This is a genomic window from Curtobacterium sp. MCBA15_009 (assembly GCF_001864895.1).
Classification (GTDB): domain Bacteria; phylum Actinomycetota; class Actinomycetes; order Actinomycetales; family Microbacteriaceae; genus Curtobacterium.
In genome coordinates, this window is sequence record NZ_MJGO01000002.1 from 25,449 (window position 1) to 39,917 (window position 14,469).

Below are 14,469 nucleotides of genomic sequence, written 5' to 3' on the forward strand. Positions count from 1 at the left end.
CGAGCGTAGTTGCCGGTCCCGCCGACGTCAGTGGTCGAGGGCGGCGAGCGCGACGCGCGCGGACTCGGCCACGAGTGCGTCGTCGTACGGCTCGTCCGGGTCGTTCCGGGTGGTCAGCACCGCGATGACGACCGGGTCGCCGTCGGGCCGGGTCACCCGGGCGACGTCGTTCCGGATCGGACCGGCGCCACCGGACTTGTCGGCGACGACCCTGCCGTCCGGGGCACCGGCACGGACGAGCGCGTCACCCGTGGCGTTCCCGCTCATCCAGTCGGTGAGCAGGGCCGTGTCCGCCCGGCCGAGGGTGCGACCGTCGAGCACCCGAGCCAGGACCGCCGCGAACGCCGCCGGGGTCGTCGTGTCCTCGGTGCTGCCGGGCTCGATCGTGTTGAGGTCGGGTTCGCCGTGCACCACCTCGGTCGTCGTGTCGCCGAGGTCGGCGAGTGCGGCGTCCAGGGCAGCCGGGCCGCCGATGCGGTCGAGCAGCACGTTCAGCGCGGTGTTGTCGCTCATCCGGACGGCTGCCTCGGCGACCTCGTCCGACGGTAGCCCGTCGGCCACGTGCTGCTCGGTCACCGGGGAGTACCCGGCAGCGGCGACGTCCGCCGCGGTCCAGTGCACGACCGCGGAGCGCTCGGCGACGGGGACCGACCGCAGGAACGCCGCTGCCGCCAGGACCTTGATCGTCGACGCGTAGCCGAACCGCCGGTCCGCCCGGTACGACACGGTCGCACCCGTGCCGGTGTCGGTCGCGACGACGCCGACCGTGGCGTCGTACCGCTGCTCGAGGGCGGCGAGCGCCCGGTCCACCCGGTCCTGGTCGACGGGTGCGGCGCTCGCCGTGGGCACGGACGTGGTCGGCTGGGAGGTGGTCGGGGTCGCGGGACCGCTCGCGGCCGGGGTGCCGCCGCCCGTGCACCCGGTCAGGGCGAGGGCGGCGATCGTCCCGACGAGCACGCGGGGCAGGTGGAGGCGCATGTCCGCACCCTGGCGCACGCACCTGCGCAGCAGGTCGGAGGTCACCGCTCGGAGGTCACCGCTCGGAGGTCACCGCTCGGAGCGCAGCATCCCCTCGGCGGCCCGGCGCGCCGCGGCGGCCCAGGGGCGGGACGGATCGGCCTGTGCGCTCGCCATGGCCCCGTCGTAGAGCAGGCAGAGCTGCAGGGCCGTCGTCGCGGGGTCGTCGTGCCCGGCGTCGGTCAGCAGTGTGGTGAAGAGGTCGCGCACCCAGTCGCGGTGCTCGAGCGTCACCGCGTGCGTCGGGCGGTCGGTGCCGTACTCCGCCTCGACGTTGATGAACGGGCAACCGCGGTAGCCGGGCTCGTCGAACCACTCGCCGAGCAGGTCGAACACGGCGAGGACCCGCTCCGCCGCGGTCGCGCCGCGCCGCGGGAGTTCCTCGGCCACGTGCGCCTGCCACGAGGCGCTGCGGCCGCGCAGGTACCCGAGCACCAGGTCGTCCTTCGTGCGGAAGTGCGTGTACAGGCTCGCCTTCGAGATGTTCGCCGCGGCGGCGACCTGGTCGACCCCCACGGCCTGGATGCCCTGCTCGTAGAAGAGCCGGTCCGCGGTGGCGACGGCACGTTCGTACGCGGGACGTCGTCGGGTGCGCGGTGCCGTCGAGTCGGTCATGGTTTGACTTTACTGCACCGATCTGTACAGTTTCCAGCACCACGTAACCGAACCGATCTGTTCAGACAGGACCGCTCATGACCACCACAGCTCTCGTCACCGGCGCCACCAGCGGCATCGGCCGCGCCACCGCCGACCTCCTCGCCGCCCAGGGGGTGCACGTCGTCGTCTCCGGACGCAGCGCCGAACGGGGCGACGAGGTCGTCCGCTCGATCCGTGCCGCCGGCGGGCAGGCCGACTTCGTCCAGGCCGACCTGCGCGACGCCGCCGGCGCGCAGGCCCTCGCCGCCGCGGCCCTCGAGATCGGCGGTGGCACGATCGACGTCCTCGTGAACAGCGCCGGGATCTTCCCCTTCGGACCGACCGCCGAGACGACGCCGGAGGGGTTCGACGAGGTCTACGCGACCAACGTCAAGGCGCCGTACTTCCTCGTCGCCGCGCTCGCCCCGGGCATGGCCGAGCGCGGCACGGGTGCGATCGTGAACGTCACCACGATGGTCGCCGAGTTCGGCGCCGCCGGCATGGGCCTCTACGGTTCGACGAAGGCCGCACTCGTGCTGCTGACGAAGTCGTGGGCCGCCGAGTTCGGGCCCGCCGGCGTGCGGGTCAACGCCGTGAGCCCCGGCCCGACCCGGACCGAGGGCACCGCAGCCATGGGTGAAGCCCTCGACCAGCTCGCCGCGGCCGGCCCCGCCGGACGCCCCGGCACCGCCGACGAGGTCGCCCAGGCCGTCGTGTTCCTGACCACCGACGCGGCGTCGTTCGTGCACGGCGCGGTCCTGCCGGTCGACGGCGGGCGGATCGCGGTCTGAGCGCACGGGTCCCGAGGGCCCGGTCGGACCCTCGGGACCCGTGCCACGGTCGCGGTCAGCCCTGTCCGAGGTTCGTGACGAGGTTGATCGCGACCGCGATGAGGACGGTGCCGAAGAAGTACGACAGGAGCGCGTGCGGGAGCACCTTGCGGCGGACCGCGGTGGCCGTCGCCTCGATCTCGGGTCCCGTGTACGACATGCCGACCGTGAAGGCGAAGTACGCGAAGTCGCTGTACGTCGGAGGTGCCTCCTGTCGGACGTCGAACCCGTCGTGGTCGTGGTCCAGGTAGTACATGCGGGCGTACTTCAGGGCGTAGACCGTGTTCACGAGTGCCCACGCCACCATCGTGCCGAGGACACCGAGCACCACCAGGGCGACCGACTCCGGCTGGCCGCTCTGGTCGCGGGACCGCAGGAGCGCGATGACGACGGCGACGATGCTCACGAGGCAGGCGATGACGATGGCGTCGTCGGTGACCCGCGACGAGGACTCCTCCTCTGCCAGTCGTCGCGTGCCGGCGGCGTCCTGCCGCCAGCACTGCGCCCAGACCCCCACGAGGGCGGTGGTGCCGGCCGCGCACCACGCCACGAGTGGCGTGAGCGCGGGCGACGCGGTGACACCCACGAGGACGCCGGCCACCACGCCGACCGCGACGCACGCGCCTGCGCGCCGGGCGGAGAGGATCCGATCGGACACGACAGGCCTCAGGGGTGCAGGACGACCTTCGTCCAGCCTGCTTCGCGGCTGTCGAAGTGCTCGTACGCGTCGGGTGCCTCGTCGAGGGAGAGCTCGTGGCTCACGATCCACGACGGCGTGGCCTTCCCCGCCGCGATGAGGTCGCGGAGGGGCCGGTTGTACCGCTTGACCGGGCACTGCCCCGTGCCCATCGTCTGACCGCGGAACCAGAACTGCCCGAAGTCGAACGCGACCCGGCCGGACTTCGCCAGCTCGTCCGGCCCGCCCGGGTCCTGTGGCACGAACACCCCGACCACCCCGATGCGGCCCGTGAAGCGCACGGACTGCACGAGGCGGTTCAGGGTCGCGTCCGGGTGTTCCGTCCCGTCCGGATCGTGCGCCTGGTAGCCCACGCACTCGCACCCGTTGTCGGCTCCGAGGCCCATCGTCAGCTCGTTCACGGCCTCCACCGGGTCGACCGCGGAGTCGTCGATCGGCACCGCACCGATCTCCTCGATCTTCCGCAGTCGGTCCGGGTGGCGGTCGACGACCATCACCTTGCTCGCTCCCTTGAGGATGGCGGAGTAGGCGGCCATGCAGCCCACCGGCCCCGCGCCGTAGATGACCGTCTGGTCGCCCGGACGCACACCGGCCATCTCGGTCGCGTGGTACCCGGTCGGGAAGATGTCGGAGAGCATCACGTAGTCGGTCTGCTTCTCCTCCGCGTCCTCACCGAGCCGCAGGCAGTTGAAGTCGCCCCAGGGGACCCGGAGCAGCTCGGCCTGGCCACCCGCCCACGGGCCCATGTCGGCGAAGCCGTACGCGGCACCGGCCCACGCGGGCTCGGGCTGCGCGGTGAGACAGTAGTTGGTCAGCCCCCGCTCGCAGTTCTTGCAGTGCCCGCAGGCGACGTTGAACGGGATGACGACGTAGTCGCCGATCCTCACCTTGTCGACCGCGTCACCGACCTCGACGACCTGCCCCATGTTCTCGTGACCGAACCAGCGTCCGGTCTCGAAGTCGGTCCTGCCCTCGTACATGTGCAGGTCGGAGCCGCAGATGTTCGTGGTCGTGATCCTGACCAGGACATCGGTGGGGCGTTCGATCCGGGCGTCAGGGACGTCCCGGACCTCCACGGTCCGTGGACCGTCGTACACGACTGCCTTCATGGTGCTTCCTCACTCTCAGTGTCACTGCTTCGAGGAGTCCGGGCTCATGCGCCGGGCTGGAAGACGGCGCGGACGCAGCCGTCTTCCTTGTTCTTGAACATCTCGTAGCCCTTCGGACCGTCGTCGAGCGTCAAGAGGTGCGTCGCGAGGTGTTCGGTCTCGATGTCCCCGGCCGCGATGCGCTCGAGGATCGTCGGGATGTAGCGGTGTCCGTGCTGCTGGGCGCCGCGGACGGTCAGGCCCTTGTTCATGACCGCTCCGAACGGGAACTTGTCCACCAGGCCCCCGAAGACACCGAGCGCGAACAGGCTGCCGCCCTTGCGGCAGGCGTAGATCGCCTCACGCAGGGCCGTGGGTCGGTCGGACTCGAGACGGAGCTGCTGCTTGACCTGGTCGTACAGGGCCAGCGGTCCGGTCCCGTGCGCCTCCATGCCGACGGCTTCGATGCACACGTCGGGGCCGCGGCCCCCCGTGCGCTCCCGCAGGTCCACGAGGACCTCGCCCTCCGAGGAGTCGAGCGTCTCCGCGCCGATGTACCGACGGACCTGCTCGAGACGTTCGGGCAGGCTGTCGATCACGACGACCTGCTCGGCGCCCAGCAGCATCGCGGCCCGCGCAGCCATCTGCCCGACCCCGCCCGCTCCCCACACCGCGACCGTGTCACCCGGCGTGATGCCGGCGAGGTCCGCTCCCGTCCAGCCGGTCGGAGCGGCATCGGACGCGAACAGCGCTGCCGTGTCCGACACACCGTCCGGGACGCTGAACGCTCCCTGGTCGGCGTAGGGCACGCGGATGTACTCGGCGTGGCTGCCGGCGTACCCGCCCAGTGCGTGGCTGTACGCGAAGCACCCGCCGATCGACGAGCCCCAGAGCGTCTCCGTGATCGCCGGGTTCGGGTTGCCGTTGTCGCAGAGCGAGAACAGCTCGTGCTCGCAGTACCAGCACTGCCCGCACGCGATGAACGAGCAGACCACCACCCGGTCGCCCACGCGGTGCTTCCGCACAGCGGAACCGACCTCGACGACCTCGCCCATGAACTCGTGCCCGAGGACGTCCCCCGACCGCATGGTCGGGATGTAGCCGCCGAGCAGGTGCAGGTCCGAGCCGCACGTGGTGCTCAGTCGCACCTTGACGATCACGTCCCGGTCGTTGAGGATGCGTGGGTCGTCGACCGTCTCGACGCCGACCTCGTTCACGCCCTCCCAGCACAACGCCTTCACAGCAACCCCTCCTCTGGCCCTCGGTCGGTCGCCCACTCGACGGCCGCTCCGAACGGTGTGCGCTTCCGTTCCCCGTGGGGCACCGGGTCGACGCGCAGGACCTCGCCGACCTCGACGAGTTGCTTCGCCTCGCGGAGCGCTCGCCGCAGCCGTCGCACGCGTTCGGTCGCAGCCGCCCGCCCGCGGGTCGTCCCGTCGGAGCCGCGGGGGTCGCGGAAGCGCGCTCGGACCTCGGTCCCCTTGTCACCGGGTGCGGCACGCAGCTCGATCTCGACGTCCGGTCCCGCAGAGCGGAGCGGCGCGGGGACCTCGCCGTCCGGCCAGACCTCGTGGCGTGCACGGTTGACCGTGACCGCGTACCACCGGGACTCGGACCCGTGCCCCGACGGTCCACCCGCTCGGGACGCCGACCGGAACCGGTGCCGCTCGACGAGGACCGCCGCTCCGCTCGCGACGGCCAGCGCCACGGCTCCGGCCGATGCCGCCCTCACCGGGGGCCTCCGGTCGCGTTCTGCCCGGCCGCGGCACTGCCGGGTCCGTGGTGGTCGTCGACGGGCGGTCGCAGCCGCCCGTCTTTCCTCGGCCGGCGGGTCGGGCCGCTCGGCGTTCCCGAGGTCATCGTGTTCCCGACGACGAATACATGGTTCATCGTGGTCTCCTGAGTCGCTTCGATGCGGAACTACTGGATGACGGGGCGGGGCGAGGAGTGTCAGATCGGCACTCGATCGAGCCTCTCCTCCGCCGTCACAGTGTGCGCCGCGCTCGGCCGATGCTGCAAGACCCCTCAGGCAGAACGGCCGTTTCCGCTCCGGGTGCCGTCAGACCTGTTCGGCGCGGTGGTCGTACGCCAGCGGCAGCAGGTCGCGTGCGGCGACGCTCACCAGCCCGTCCGGCCCGGGCAGGACCACGCGGATGTCCGGGTGGAGGTCGACGAGGACCTGGCGATCGCGACCGCAGGGGCTCGTCACACCCCGACCGTGGTTGCCGACCGCGACGATCGCGGTGAGCTCGGTCGCGCCACCGGCCCGTGCGGCACCGATGGCGACGAGCTCGGCGCAGGGACCCCCGGTGAAGTGGTGCACGTTCACGCCGGCGAAGACCCGCCCGTCGGCGCTGCGCACGGCCGCGCCCATGGTGTGCACGCCGTCCTCGTCGGGGCCGGCGTCCGTCGTGGCGTCGATGGTCGAGCGGGCGACCTCGATGAGCGCGTGGTCGTCGTCGGTCAGCGTGGTCGCAGAGGCGGGGAAATCGGTCGACATGGTCCGACCGTACTGCGCCGAGGGGACGGCAGCGCCCGGCCCGGCGGCCGTCACCGAGCCGGCACCGAGCCGTCACCAGCAGGACCAGGACCGCGGACACGTTCGTCACGGGTCCCTGGTACCGGTCGCCGCCGACCGTGGTCGTCGAGGAGCCCGCCACCGCCAGATGGTGCTGCAGCTGCCATCGCCCGTCGGGGAGGGTCGGGGGCAGCCGCACCACGGTGACGGTGGGTTCGCACGCATGACCCCTCGACGCGTCGTGCTCGTGACACTGGGTGCACTGGTCATCGTCGTCGGCTTCGTCGTGATGGCCCACTCGGGCGGCAGGCTCGACCGTCTGGCGGCGTTCCTCGTCGTCTTCATCGGGTTCGCTCTCGTCGTGTCCACCACGGCGCGACCGAGCCGAGCGGCGCTCGCCCGCTACTGGAGCACGTACGAGAAGAAGTGAGCCACGACGAACGGCACCCCTGCGGGACCGGTGAGCGATCGGTCACCGAGACAGCCGGAGCGCCGGCGGAGCGGCGACGAGGAGCGCTCCCGTCGAAGGCGATCGACGCGGTCCGGCCGCACTGCGCCGAGGGGACCGGCAGCACGACCCGGCAACGCAGAAGGGCCGCCCACCGGGCGGCCCTTCGATCCAGAGCGAGTGACGGGAATCGAACCCGCGCTACCAGCTTGGGAAGCTGGAGTTCTACCATTGAACTACACTCGCGCACCCCGCCGAGCGGGACGTGGCAAGCCTAGCGGATTCTCCGCTGGAAGCCAGCCGAGCGCGCACCGTGCGCCGTCCTGCCGAGGCGATCCGGGCCTCCCGTGTCTCCGCTGTGAGCCCGCCGGTCCGACGGACACGTGTCGTCGTCGTGTGTACCGTCCAGGGAGTCCGAGCGCCAGCAGACCGAGGAGGACCCGGATGGTCAGGCATCCCCTCATCGACGACGTGGTGGGCACCGCCCTCGTGGTCGACTCCGCTTCGCCCGTCGTGTGGCTGACCGAGGCGTTCGCCTCGCTGCTCCGCCGCGCTGCGGACGCCGGACGCACGGTCGTGCTCCGCACCGGCCAGGAGGCAGCCATCACCCCCGCCCTGCGGCACGCGTTGGGCGCGTACGGCGCCGCGTGGGTCGTGGCCGGCCCGGACGGACGCCTGCGGGACGGGCGGACGGGGGTCGCCGCCTCCGGCGTCGAGGACTTCGTGCACGTCGCCCCGGAGCTCGTGGGTGCGCCCGCACCGGAGCACCCCGTGTCCGACGGCTCGGTCCGCCAGATCAGCATCGACCTGACCCTGCGCCACCACCCGGAACGCGCGGTGGACATGGGCTCCGCGATCGAGGCCCTGTGCCACACGGTCGGCACCTGCCCGACGCGCTGGGGCACGGCGGAGCCGCTCGCGGTGCCGTGGGACCGCTGGGTCGTGACGCAGTACGCGAAGCACGAGGCCCCCGGGGTCTCCACGTCGTACGCGGTGGGCGAGGGGTTCTCGGCGACGATGACCGCACACCTGGTGGACGGCGTGGTCGTCGAGACGATGTCGGCTGCCCTCACGGTCCCCGAGGCGGACGCCGACCCCGACCTGGCGGACCGGCTGTTCACCGCCGTGCAGCAGGTCGCCGACCAGGTCGTCCCGGTCTTCGGCGTCGTCATGCAGCGTCGCGGAGACGCCGACCACCTGGTGCGGGCGGTCTCGCACGGTGAACCGACGCCGCTCGCCGTGGTCGTCGGTCCGGAGGCCGTCGCCTTCCTCGACCGCGACGGCACCTGGCCCCCGCCGCGCACGACGATCGCGTCCTTCGGGACGCGGACCGGCGCGGGCACCGACGACGGCGGCATGATCATCCGGTTCGAGGACGGCTGGGAAGCCCTCGAGTCGTTCCTCGACCGCATCGACGAGGACCGCTTCCTGCGGCTCGTCGGCGGAGCGCCGCTCGACCCCGCACACGACGAGGGCGCCCTCGACGGCCACGTCCGCGAGTCCCGGGTGGCGGGCGGTCGCGGTGCCGCGTGACGTCACGATCCTCTGCCGACAGCCGGTGGAGACGCGCGAGGTCGCCGAGGCGCTCCTGCTGCACGACGAGACGTGGGGCGTGCGCGCCCTCGACGACGGTCCGATGATGCAGGTGTGCCGTGACGCCGGGCACCCGGTCATCACGGTGCTCGGGGTGCGCCGCGTCGACGCCCCGGACGAGGTCGAACGGATCCTGCCGGACGCCCCACCGATCGCCACCCCGCTGTGGTGGGTGGACACGGTGACCCCGGCGGGCCCGGACGGTGAGTCCGGCATCTCCGCCGCGCTCGAGGCCGCGCTGGACCTCGACGCGGTGTGCATCGTGCACGGCGACTGACGCGACCGTCGTCGCGGGCCGTCAGTCGCGGTCGCGCATCGCGGCGAGCCGCTCGTTGTACGCCTTGAGGTCGGCGTCGCCGTCCCGGTCGGCCTTGCGGTCGAGGCGCTTCGCCTCGCGGCCGTCCGTGCGGATCCAGTTCTTGACCACGAGCAGGGCGACGAACACCATCGGCAGCTCGGACGCGCCCCAGGCGATGCCACCGCCGGTGTGCTGGTCGTCGAGCAGCGCGGCGTCGTTCGTCTGGCCGAGCGCGTGGAACCAGTCCACGGCGAACACCGACTGCGACGTCATGACCGCGACGCCGAAGAACGCGTGGAACGCCAGGGTCGCGAGCAGCGCGATGATGAGGATCGGGTAGGGCGGGCGCTTCGGACCCGGGTCGACGCCGACGAAGACCCAGAAGAACAGGTACCCGCTCAGCACGAAGTGCACGATCATCGCGACGTGCCACTCATGGGACTGCATCGCGGCCTGGTACGCCGGCGTGAAGTAGAACACGACGAGGGAGCCGGCGAAGATGACCCCCGCGACGGCGGGCTGCGCCAGGAACTGCATCCACCGCGAGTGCACGAAGGCCATCAGCCACTCGCGGGTGCCGCGGGACCCGTCGTTCCGCACCGGCAGCGTGCGCATGGCGAGCAGCACCGGACCCCCGAGCACGAGCGGCAAGGGGACGAACATCATCAGCAGCATGTGCTGGAGCATGTGCGACGAGAAGTGGATCATGCCGTAGACCGCGGGGCCGGCCGACGTGGTCCAGGCGAACAGCGCACACCCGATCACCCAGGCGATGGTGCGCCCGACCGGCCAGGCGTCGCCGCGCTGCCGGAGCTTCCGCACCGCGAGCAGGTACCAGACCGCCCCGACGACGGCGAGGCCGAGCCACATCCAGTCGATGTGCCACTGGGTCAGGTACGTGTGCACCGTCTGCGCCGGCGGGAACGGGAACCCGATGAGGCCGGAGCGGGTGTCCTCGCCGGTCTCCGGGGTCTGCGGGATCGGCGGCTGCGAGCGCGACACCGCGACGGAGACACCGATCGCGACGGCCATGAAGACGATCTCGGCGAGGGCGAAGCGGGTGAACGCCGCACGGTCGAGCGGCGCGCGGAGCAGCCCGGGCACGAGCCGTCGGCGCTGGATGACCCCGGCGACGCCGAGGAGCACGAGGATCGCGGCCTTGACCGTGATGAGCCAGCCGTACGTCGTGGTGACGAGGTCGAGCGGACCGGTCAGACGCAGCGAGGCGTTCACGATGCCGGAGAACGCGACGGCGCCGAACGCCCAGCCGGCCAGGGTCGAGTAACGGGCGACGACGCGGCCGGTCGCCCCCTTCGTGCGGGTGCGGAGCGCGACCACCGCGACGAGCCCGCCCGCCCAGACGCACACCGCGATGAGGTGCACGGCGAGCGAGTTGACGGCGTTCGCGTGCTCGAGCGACCCGGCGGCGTGCCCGGAGAGGGCCAGGGGCAGCAGGGCGAACAGCCCGGCGACCGTCGCGAAGGCGAGCGTCGTGACCCGGGTCGCCGCCGCAGCGAGCACGGTGGCGGCGAGGATCGCGGCGGCCGACACGACGAGCGCCTGACCGATCTCGACCTGGAACGCGAAGAGCATGAAGTTGCGGGCGAAGACCGGACTCGTCAGCGGCACGCCCAGCGTGTTCGCACCGGTGAACACGAGGCCCACAATGGCTGCCAGGAACCAGACGGCACCGGTCACCGCCGCCCAGCGTGCAGCACGGTGCTGGACGCTCGACACCGCTCCGTGGTCCTGCTTCTGGGCCGGCAGCGCGAACGCTGCGACGATGAGCAGCCCGACGGTGAGCGCCGCCATCGTGTCGTGCACGACGCGGGCGATCGGCAGGCCGTACTCGACGAGGTCACCGGCGGACACCAGCTGCTGTCCGGCCGAGAACGCGCCGGTCAGCGTCATGCCGAGCACGGCGCACGCGGCGGCGAGCGGAACGGCGACGACGAGGACCGTCGCGACGGTGGACGACCGCGCGGTGGTCGGCGCGGAGTCCGGCGTCCGACCGGCGGGCTGGGTTTCGGGTGACGTGACGGTCATGACCGTCCAATGGTAGGCGTTCGGCCTGCGAACGAGGCCGTGCGTTTGCTGGTCCCGCTAGGCTGCTGCGCGTGCTGCTCTCCGACCGCGACATCACCGCCCAGCTCGCCGAGGGCCGGATCGGCCTCGACCCCCACGACGCCTCGCTCGTCCAGCCCTCGAGCATCGACGTCCGGCTCGACAAGTACTTCCGGCTGTTCGACAACCACAAGTACCCGCACATCGACCCCGCGGTCGACCAGCCCGACCTGACCCGTCTGGTCGAGACCGACCCGGACGAGGCCTTCGTGCTCCACCCCGGCGAGTTCGTCCTCGGCTCGACCTTCGAGGTCGTCACGCTGCCGGACGACATCGCGGCGCGGCTCGAGGGCAAGAGCTCGCTCGGGCGCCTCGGGCTGCTGACACACTCGACCGCTGGCTTCATCGACCCCGGGTTCTCCGGGCACGTGACCCTCGAGCTGTCGAACGTGGCGACGCTGCCGATCAAGCTGTGGCCGGGGATGAAGATCGGGCAGCTCTGCTTCTTCCAGCTGTCGAGCCCGGCCGACAAGCCCTACGGCTCGGCCGAGTACCAGTCGCGCTACCAGGGGCAGCGCGGGCCGACCCCGTCGCGCTCCGCGCTGAACTTCCACCGGGCGGACGTGTCGGTCCGCGACTGACCCGGGGGCCGGGCGACCCGCCGGTCCGGGCGCGACAACATCGCTGTCGCACGACGACCACCTCGTCGCGGTCGGCCGACGCGGCCGCGGGCGCGACAATATCGCTGTCGCACGACGTCCACCTTGTCGCGGTGAACGGACGCGGCCCGGGCACGACAACATCGTCGTCGTACGACGTCGACCTTGTCGTGGCCGACCCAGGCAGACGCAGGCGGACTCAGCCGGCCGCGGACGCGACGTCATCGTCGTCGTACGACGTCGACCTTGTCGTGGCCGACGCAGGCAGACCCAGACAGACGCAGGCGGACTCAACCGGCCGCGGGCGCGACAACGTCGCTGTCGCACGACATCGACCTCGTCGCCCCACGTCGGCACGGCCGCCCGGACACCCATCCCCAACGACGCACCCAGCGCCCCCACGGCACCACCGGAGCAGCTTCCGTCACAAGCGGTACGAAATGTCGCATGCTGTGTATCGTTGCAGCATGTCCGCAGTCCCCTCTCGACCGGAGCCCGTGGTGTCCGCGGCCGCGCTCATCCGCGACGCCCGCGACCGAGCCGAACTCACGCAGGTCCAGCTCGCCCGCCGCGCCGGGGTCACGCAGAGCGTCATCAGCACGTACGAGAACGGTCGCCGGGAGCCGTCGCTCGCCGCACTGCAGCGGATGCTGCGCGCGGCGGGCTTCACGACGACGATCGACCTGCACCCGGTCGAGGAGCCGCCGCCCCTGCGCGAGCGCGTCACCGCGGCCCGGCAGGACCTCATCGCCGTGGTCGAGCGCTTCGGCGGCCACAACCCCCGTTTGTTCGGCAGCGTCGCCCGCGGTGAGGACGGCCCCGGCAGCGACGTCGACCTGATGATCGACGTCGACCCCGGGCTCGGCATCTTCGCGCTCATGCGGATCCAGGACGAGGCCGAGCGCATCCTCGGCGTGCGGGTCGACGTCGTCGACGCGGCGGGCATGAGCGCCCAGATCGTGCGCCGAGCGGTCCCGCTGTGAGCCCCGGGTCCGTGACCCAGCGCGACGTCCGCGACCGCCTCGACGACGTCATCGGTGCGTGCGAGGCGATCGGACGCTACGTCGACGACGACCAGTTGCCCGAGGACCTCGTGCACGACGCCGTCCGGATGCGCCTGGTCGAGATCGGCGAGGCGGTCCGGGTCCTGCCGAGCAGCCTCACCGCGGGGGAGCCGAGCATCCCCTGGGCGCGGGTCGCCGACCTCGGCGAACGGCTGACCCGCCGCTACTTCGACACCACCCGCGCCGTGGTGTCCGGCACAGCACGCACGGACGTGCCGCACCTCGCCGAGGCGGCACGTCGCCTGCGTGCCCGCCTCCGCTGACCCGGCCCACGTCGTGTGGGCACGCACGGAGCGGACGGGAGGCTCGGCGCACGACGTGCCCCGGGCCTCCCGTCCGCCCCGTGGCGGCCCCCGTGGAACGCGGGACGGCCCCGTCTCGCCGAGGCGAGACGGGGCCGTCCGTGGTGCGCTGAGGTGATCAGCCCTTCTCGGCGAGCGCCTCGAGGGTGTCGTTGCCCTTGTAGGCCTCGACCGCGTTGTCCTTCGTGACGAGGACCGGGGTGAGCTCGATCGCGGGGACCGTCTTCACGCCGTTGTAGTTGTTCGTCTTGTCGATCTTCGTGTCGGGCTTGTCACCCTTCGAGAGCGTCGAGACGAGGTCGATGGCGGCCTGGGCCTCCTTCGACGTGTCCTTGTAGATCGTCGAGTACTGCGTGCCCTTCATGATGAGCGGGATCGAAGCGGTCTCCGAGTCCTGGCCCGTCACGACGGGGTTGTCCTTGCCAGCGGCCTTGGTCGCGGTGAGGATCGCACGGGCGAGGGTGTCGTTCGGCGACAGGACGCCGTCGAGCTCGGTGTCACCCGTGTAGTACTGCGCGAGCAGGTCGGTCATGCGCGACTGCGCCTTCTGCGCGAGCCAGCCCTGCGTGACGACCTTCTGGAAGGTGGTCTGGCCGGAGACTACCTTGATGGTGCCGTCGTCGATCTTCGGCTGCAGGACGTCCATCGCACCGTTGAAGAACACGGTGGCGTTGGCGTCGTCCGGCGAACCGGCGAAGAGCTCGACGTTGTACGGCTTGTCGCCCTTCTTCTCCTCGAGGCCCTTGAGCAGCGCCTCGGCCTGGAGCTGGCCGACCTTGAAGTTGTTGAACGCCACGTAGTAGTCGACGTTCTTCGTGTTCAGGATGTTGCGGTCCCAGGCGATGACGGTGGCGCCACGGTCCTTGGCCGACTTGACCTGCGCGGTGAGCTGCGAACCATCGGCGGCACCGATGATGACGGCCTTGGCGCCCTTGGTGATCATGCCCGAGATCTGCGACTGCTGGTCCGGGACCGGGTTGCCGGCGTTGGCGTACTGGATGTCGGCCTTGAAGCCGGCGTCCTCGATCGACTTCTTGAACGCGGCGCCCGCGAGCACCCAGTTCTGCGAGGTCTTGGCGGGCAGGGCTACGCCGATCAGGTCGCCCTTCTTGATGGAGCTGCCACCATCGCTGCCGGTGTCACCAGAGGTGCCACGGGCCGAGCAGCCGCTGAGGGCGAGGCCCGCGATGAGCGCCAGGCTGAGGCCGGCGACGATCTTCTTGCGCATGTGGATTGCTTTCTCTTCGTTGAGGAG

The 14,469-nt window shown here is 71.6% G+C and carries 16 protein-coding genes and 1 tRNA gene; 7 read left to right on the plus strand and 10 right to left on the minus strand.

The genetic code is table 11. The annotated features are described in order from the left end of the window. Nucleotides 1–27 precede the first annotated feature (27 nt). Together bla and BIU97_RS00785 are read right to left on the minus strand one after the other, a co-directional pair. Nucleotides 28–978: a class A beta-lactamase gene (gene bla, locus BIU97_RS00780; RefSeq protein ID WP_071253203.1), complete on the minus strand. Its 951-nt coding sequence runs from the start codon at nucleotides 976–978 to the stop codon at nucleotides 28–30. A 69-nt stretch (nucleotides 979–1,047) separates the two neighbouring features. Next, nucleotides 1,048–1,632 carry a TetR/AcrR family transcriptional regulator gene (locus BIU97_RS00785; RefSeq protein ID WP_071253102.1) on the minus strand — a complete coding sequence of 195 codons (585 nt, stop codon included), beginning with the start codon at nucleotides 1,630–1,632 and terminating at the stop codon, nucleotides 1,048–1,050. Between the two features lie 77 nt (nucleotides 1,633–1,709). Between BIU97_RS00785 and BIU97_RS00790 the strand changes: the two genes are divergently transcribed. Next, nucleotides 1,710–2,444 carry an SDR family NAD(P)-dependent oxidoreductase gene (locus BIU97_RS00790; RefSeq protein WP_071253100.1) on the plus strand — a complete coding sequence of 245 codons (735 nt, stop codon included), beginning with the start codon at nucleotides 1,710–1,712 and terminating at the stop codon, nucleotides 2,442–2,444. A 55-nt stretch (nucleotides 2,445–2,499) separates the two neighbouring features. Here the strand turns inward: BIU97_RS00790 and BIU97_RS00795 are convergent, their stop codons facing one another. The 5 genes from BIU97_RS00795 to BIU97_RS00815 form a co-directional block, all read right to left on the minus strand. After that, nucleotides 2,500–3,141, minus strand: coding sequence for a DUF1345 domain-containing protein (locus tag BIU97_RS00795; RefSeq protein ID WP_071253098.1), 642 nt, complete (start codon nucleotides 3,139–3,141; stop codon nucleotides 2,500–2,502). 8 nt (nucleotides 3,142–3,149) lie between these two features. After that, the gene (locus BIU97_RS00800; RefSeq protein ID WP_071253095.1) at nucleotides 3,150–4,289 is read right to left on the minus strand and encodes a glutathione-independent formaldehyde dehydrogenase; all 1,140 of its coding nucleotides are present in this window, start codon (nucleotides 4,287–4,289) and stop codon (nucleotides 3,150–3,152) included. A gap of 44 nt (nucleotides 4,290–4,333) precedes the next feature. Beyond that, a complete protein-coding gene (locus BIU97_RS00805) occupies nucleotides 4,334–5,509 on the minus strand; it encodes a zinc-dependent alcohol dehydrogenase (RefSeq protein WP_071253093.1) in 1,176 nt (391 codons plus the stop codon). Continuing rightward, the gene (locus BIU97_RS00810) at nucleotides 5,506–6,000 is read right to left on the minus strand and encodes a hypothetical protein (protein ID WP_139195830.1); all 495 of its coding nucleotides are present in this window, start codon (nucleotides 5,998–6,000) and stop codon (nucleotides 5,506–5,508) included. The genes BIU97_RS00805 and BIU97_RS00810 overlap by 4 nt, the downstream gene beginning before the upstream one ends. Nucleotides 6,001–6,327: 327 nt before the next feature. Then, nucleotides 6,328–6,768, minus strand: coding sequence for a cytidine deaminase family protein (locus BIU97_RS00815; protein WP_071253201.1), 441 nt, complete (start codon nucleotides 6,766–6,768; stop codon nucleotides 6,328–6,330). A gap of 241 nt (nucleotides 6,769–7,009) precedes the next feature. On the opposite strand from BIU97_RS00815, the gene BIU97_RS00820 reads away from it, so the two are divergent. Further along, the gene (locus tag BIU97_RS00820; RefSeq protein ID WP_139195831.1) at nucleotides 7,010–7,216 is read left to right on the plus strand and encodes a hypothetical protein; all 207 of its coding nucleotides are present in this window, start codon (nucleotides 7,010–7,012) and stop codon (nucleotides 7,214–7,216) included. A gap of 193 nt (nucleotides 7,217–7,409) precedes the next feature. On the opposite strand, the gene BIU97_RS00825 is transcribed toward BIU97_RS00820, so the two are convergent. Further along, nucleotides 7,410–7,480: transfer RNA gene (locus BIU97_RS00825), tRNA-Gly, on the minus strand. Between the two features lie 198 nt (nucleotides 7,481–7,678). Between BIU97_RS00825 and BIU97_RS00830 the strand changes: the two genes are divergently transcribed. Both BIU97_RS00830 and BIU97_RS00835 read left to right on the plus strand, forming a co-directional pair. Continuing rightward, entirely contained in the window at nucleotides 7,679–8,767 is a 1,089-nt protein-coding gene (locus BIU97_RS00830) for a DUF6177 family protein (RefSeq protein WP_071253086.1), read from the plus strand. A 25-nt stretch (nucleotides 8,768–8,792) separates the two neighbouring features. Continuing rightward, nucleotides 8,793–9,104: a hypothetical protein gene (locus BIU97_RS00835; RefSeq protein WP_139195832.1), complete on the plus strand. Its 312-nt coding sequence runs from the start codon at nucleotides 8,793–8,795 to the stop codon at nucleotides 9,102–9,104. Between the two features lie 21 nt (nucleotides 9,105–9,125). Here the strand turns inward: BIU97_RS00835 and BIU97_RS00840 are convergent, their stop codons facing one another. Continuing rightward, nucleotides 9,126–11,171, minus strand: a complete 2,046-nt coding sequence (locus BIU97_RS00840; protein ID WP_071253083.1) for a cytochrome c oxidase assembly protein — start codon at nucleotides 11,169–11,171, stop codon at nucleotides 9,126–9,128. 71 nt (nucleotides 11,172–11,242) lie between these two features. On the opposite strand from BIU97_RS00840, the gene dcd reads away from it, so the two are divergent. From dcd to BIU97_RS00855, 3 genes are all read left to right on the plus strand, one after another. Then, a complete protein-coding gene (dcd, locus tag BIU97_RS00845) occupies nucleotides 11,243–11,830 on the plus strand; it encodes a dCTP deaminase (protein ID WP_071253081.1) in 588 nt (195 codons plus the stop codon). 485 nt (nucleotides 11,831–12,315) lie between these two features. Then, nucleotides 12,316–12,831 carry a helix-turn-helix domain-containing protein gene (locus tag BIU97_RS00850; protein WP_071296799.1) on the plus strand — a complete coding sequence of 172 codons (516 nt, stop codon included), beginning with the start codon at nucleotides 12,316–12,318 and terminating at the stop codon, nucleotides 12,829–12,831. Nucleotides 12,832–12,842: 11 nt separating this feature from the next. Continuing rightward, a complete protein-coding gene (locus BIU97_RS00855; protein ID WP_071253199.1) occupies nucleotides 12,843–13,175 on the plus strand; it encodes a HepT-like ribonuclease domain-containing protein in 333 nt (110 codons plus the stop codon). A 157-nt stretch (nucleotides 13,176–13,332) separates the two neighbouring features. On the opposite strand, the gene BIU97_RS00860 is transcribed toward BIU97_RS00855, so the two are convergent. Further along, nucleotides 13,333–14,442: a substrate-binding domain-containing protein gene (locus tag BIU97_RS00860; RefSeq protein WP_071253078.1), complete on the minus strand. Its 1,110-nt coding sequence runs from the start codon at nucleotides 14,440–14,442 to the stop codon at nucleotides 13,333–13,335. Between the last annotated feature and the right edge of the window lie 27 nt (nucleotides 14,443–14,469).

Excerpts from the sequence above, each read along its gene's own strand:
- bla (WP_071253203.1), bottom strand. The coding sequence starts at position 978 with ATGCGCCTCCACCTGCCCCGCGTGCTCGTCGGGACGATCGCCGCCCTC.
- BIU97_RS00785 (WP_071253102.1), bottom strand. The coding sequence starts at position 1,632 with ATGACCGACTCGACGGCACCGCGCACCCGACGACGTCCCGCGTACGAA.
- BIU97_RS00790 (WP_071253100.1), top strand. The coding sequence starts at position 1,710 with ATGACCACCACAGCTCTCGTCACCGGCGCCACCAGCGGCATCGGCCGC.
- BIU97_RS00800 (WP_071253095.1), bottom strand. The coding sequence starts at position 4,289 with ATGAAGGCAGTCGTGTACGACGGTCCACGGACCGTGGAGGTCCGGGAC.
- BIU97_RS00815 (WP_071253201.1), bottom strand. The coding sequence starts at position 6,768 with ATGTCGACCGATTTCCCCGCCTCTGCGACCACGCTGACCGACGACGAC.
- BIU97_RS00820 (WP_139195831.1), top strand. The coding sequence starts at position 7,010 with ATGACCCCTCGACGCGTCGTGCTCGTGACACTGGGTGCACTGGTCATC.
- BIU97_RS00830 (WP_071253086.1), top strand. The coding sequence starts at position 7,679 with ATGGTCAGGCATCCCCTCATCGACGACGTGGTGGGCACCGCCCTCGTG.
- BIU97_RS00840 (WP_071253083.1), bottom strand. The coding sequence starts at position 11,171 with ATGACCGTCACGTCACCCGAAACCCAGCCCGCCGGTCGGACGCCGGAC.
- BIU97_RS00850 (WP_071296799.1), top strand. The coding sequence starts at position 12,316 with ATGTCCGCAGTCCCCTCTCGACCGGAGCCCGTGGTGTCCGCGGCCGCG.
- BIU97_RS00860 (WP_071253078.1), bottom strand. The coding sequence starts at position 14,442 with ATGCGCAAGAAGATCGTCGCCGGCCTCAGCCTGGCGCTCATCGCGGGC.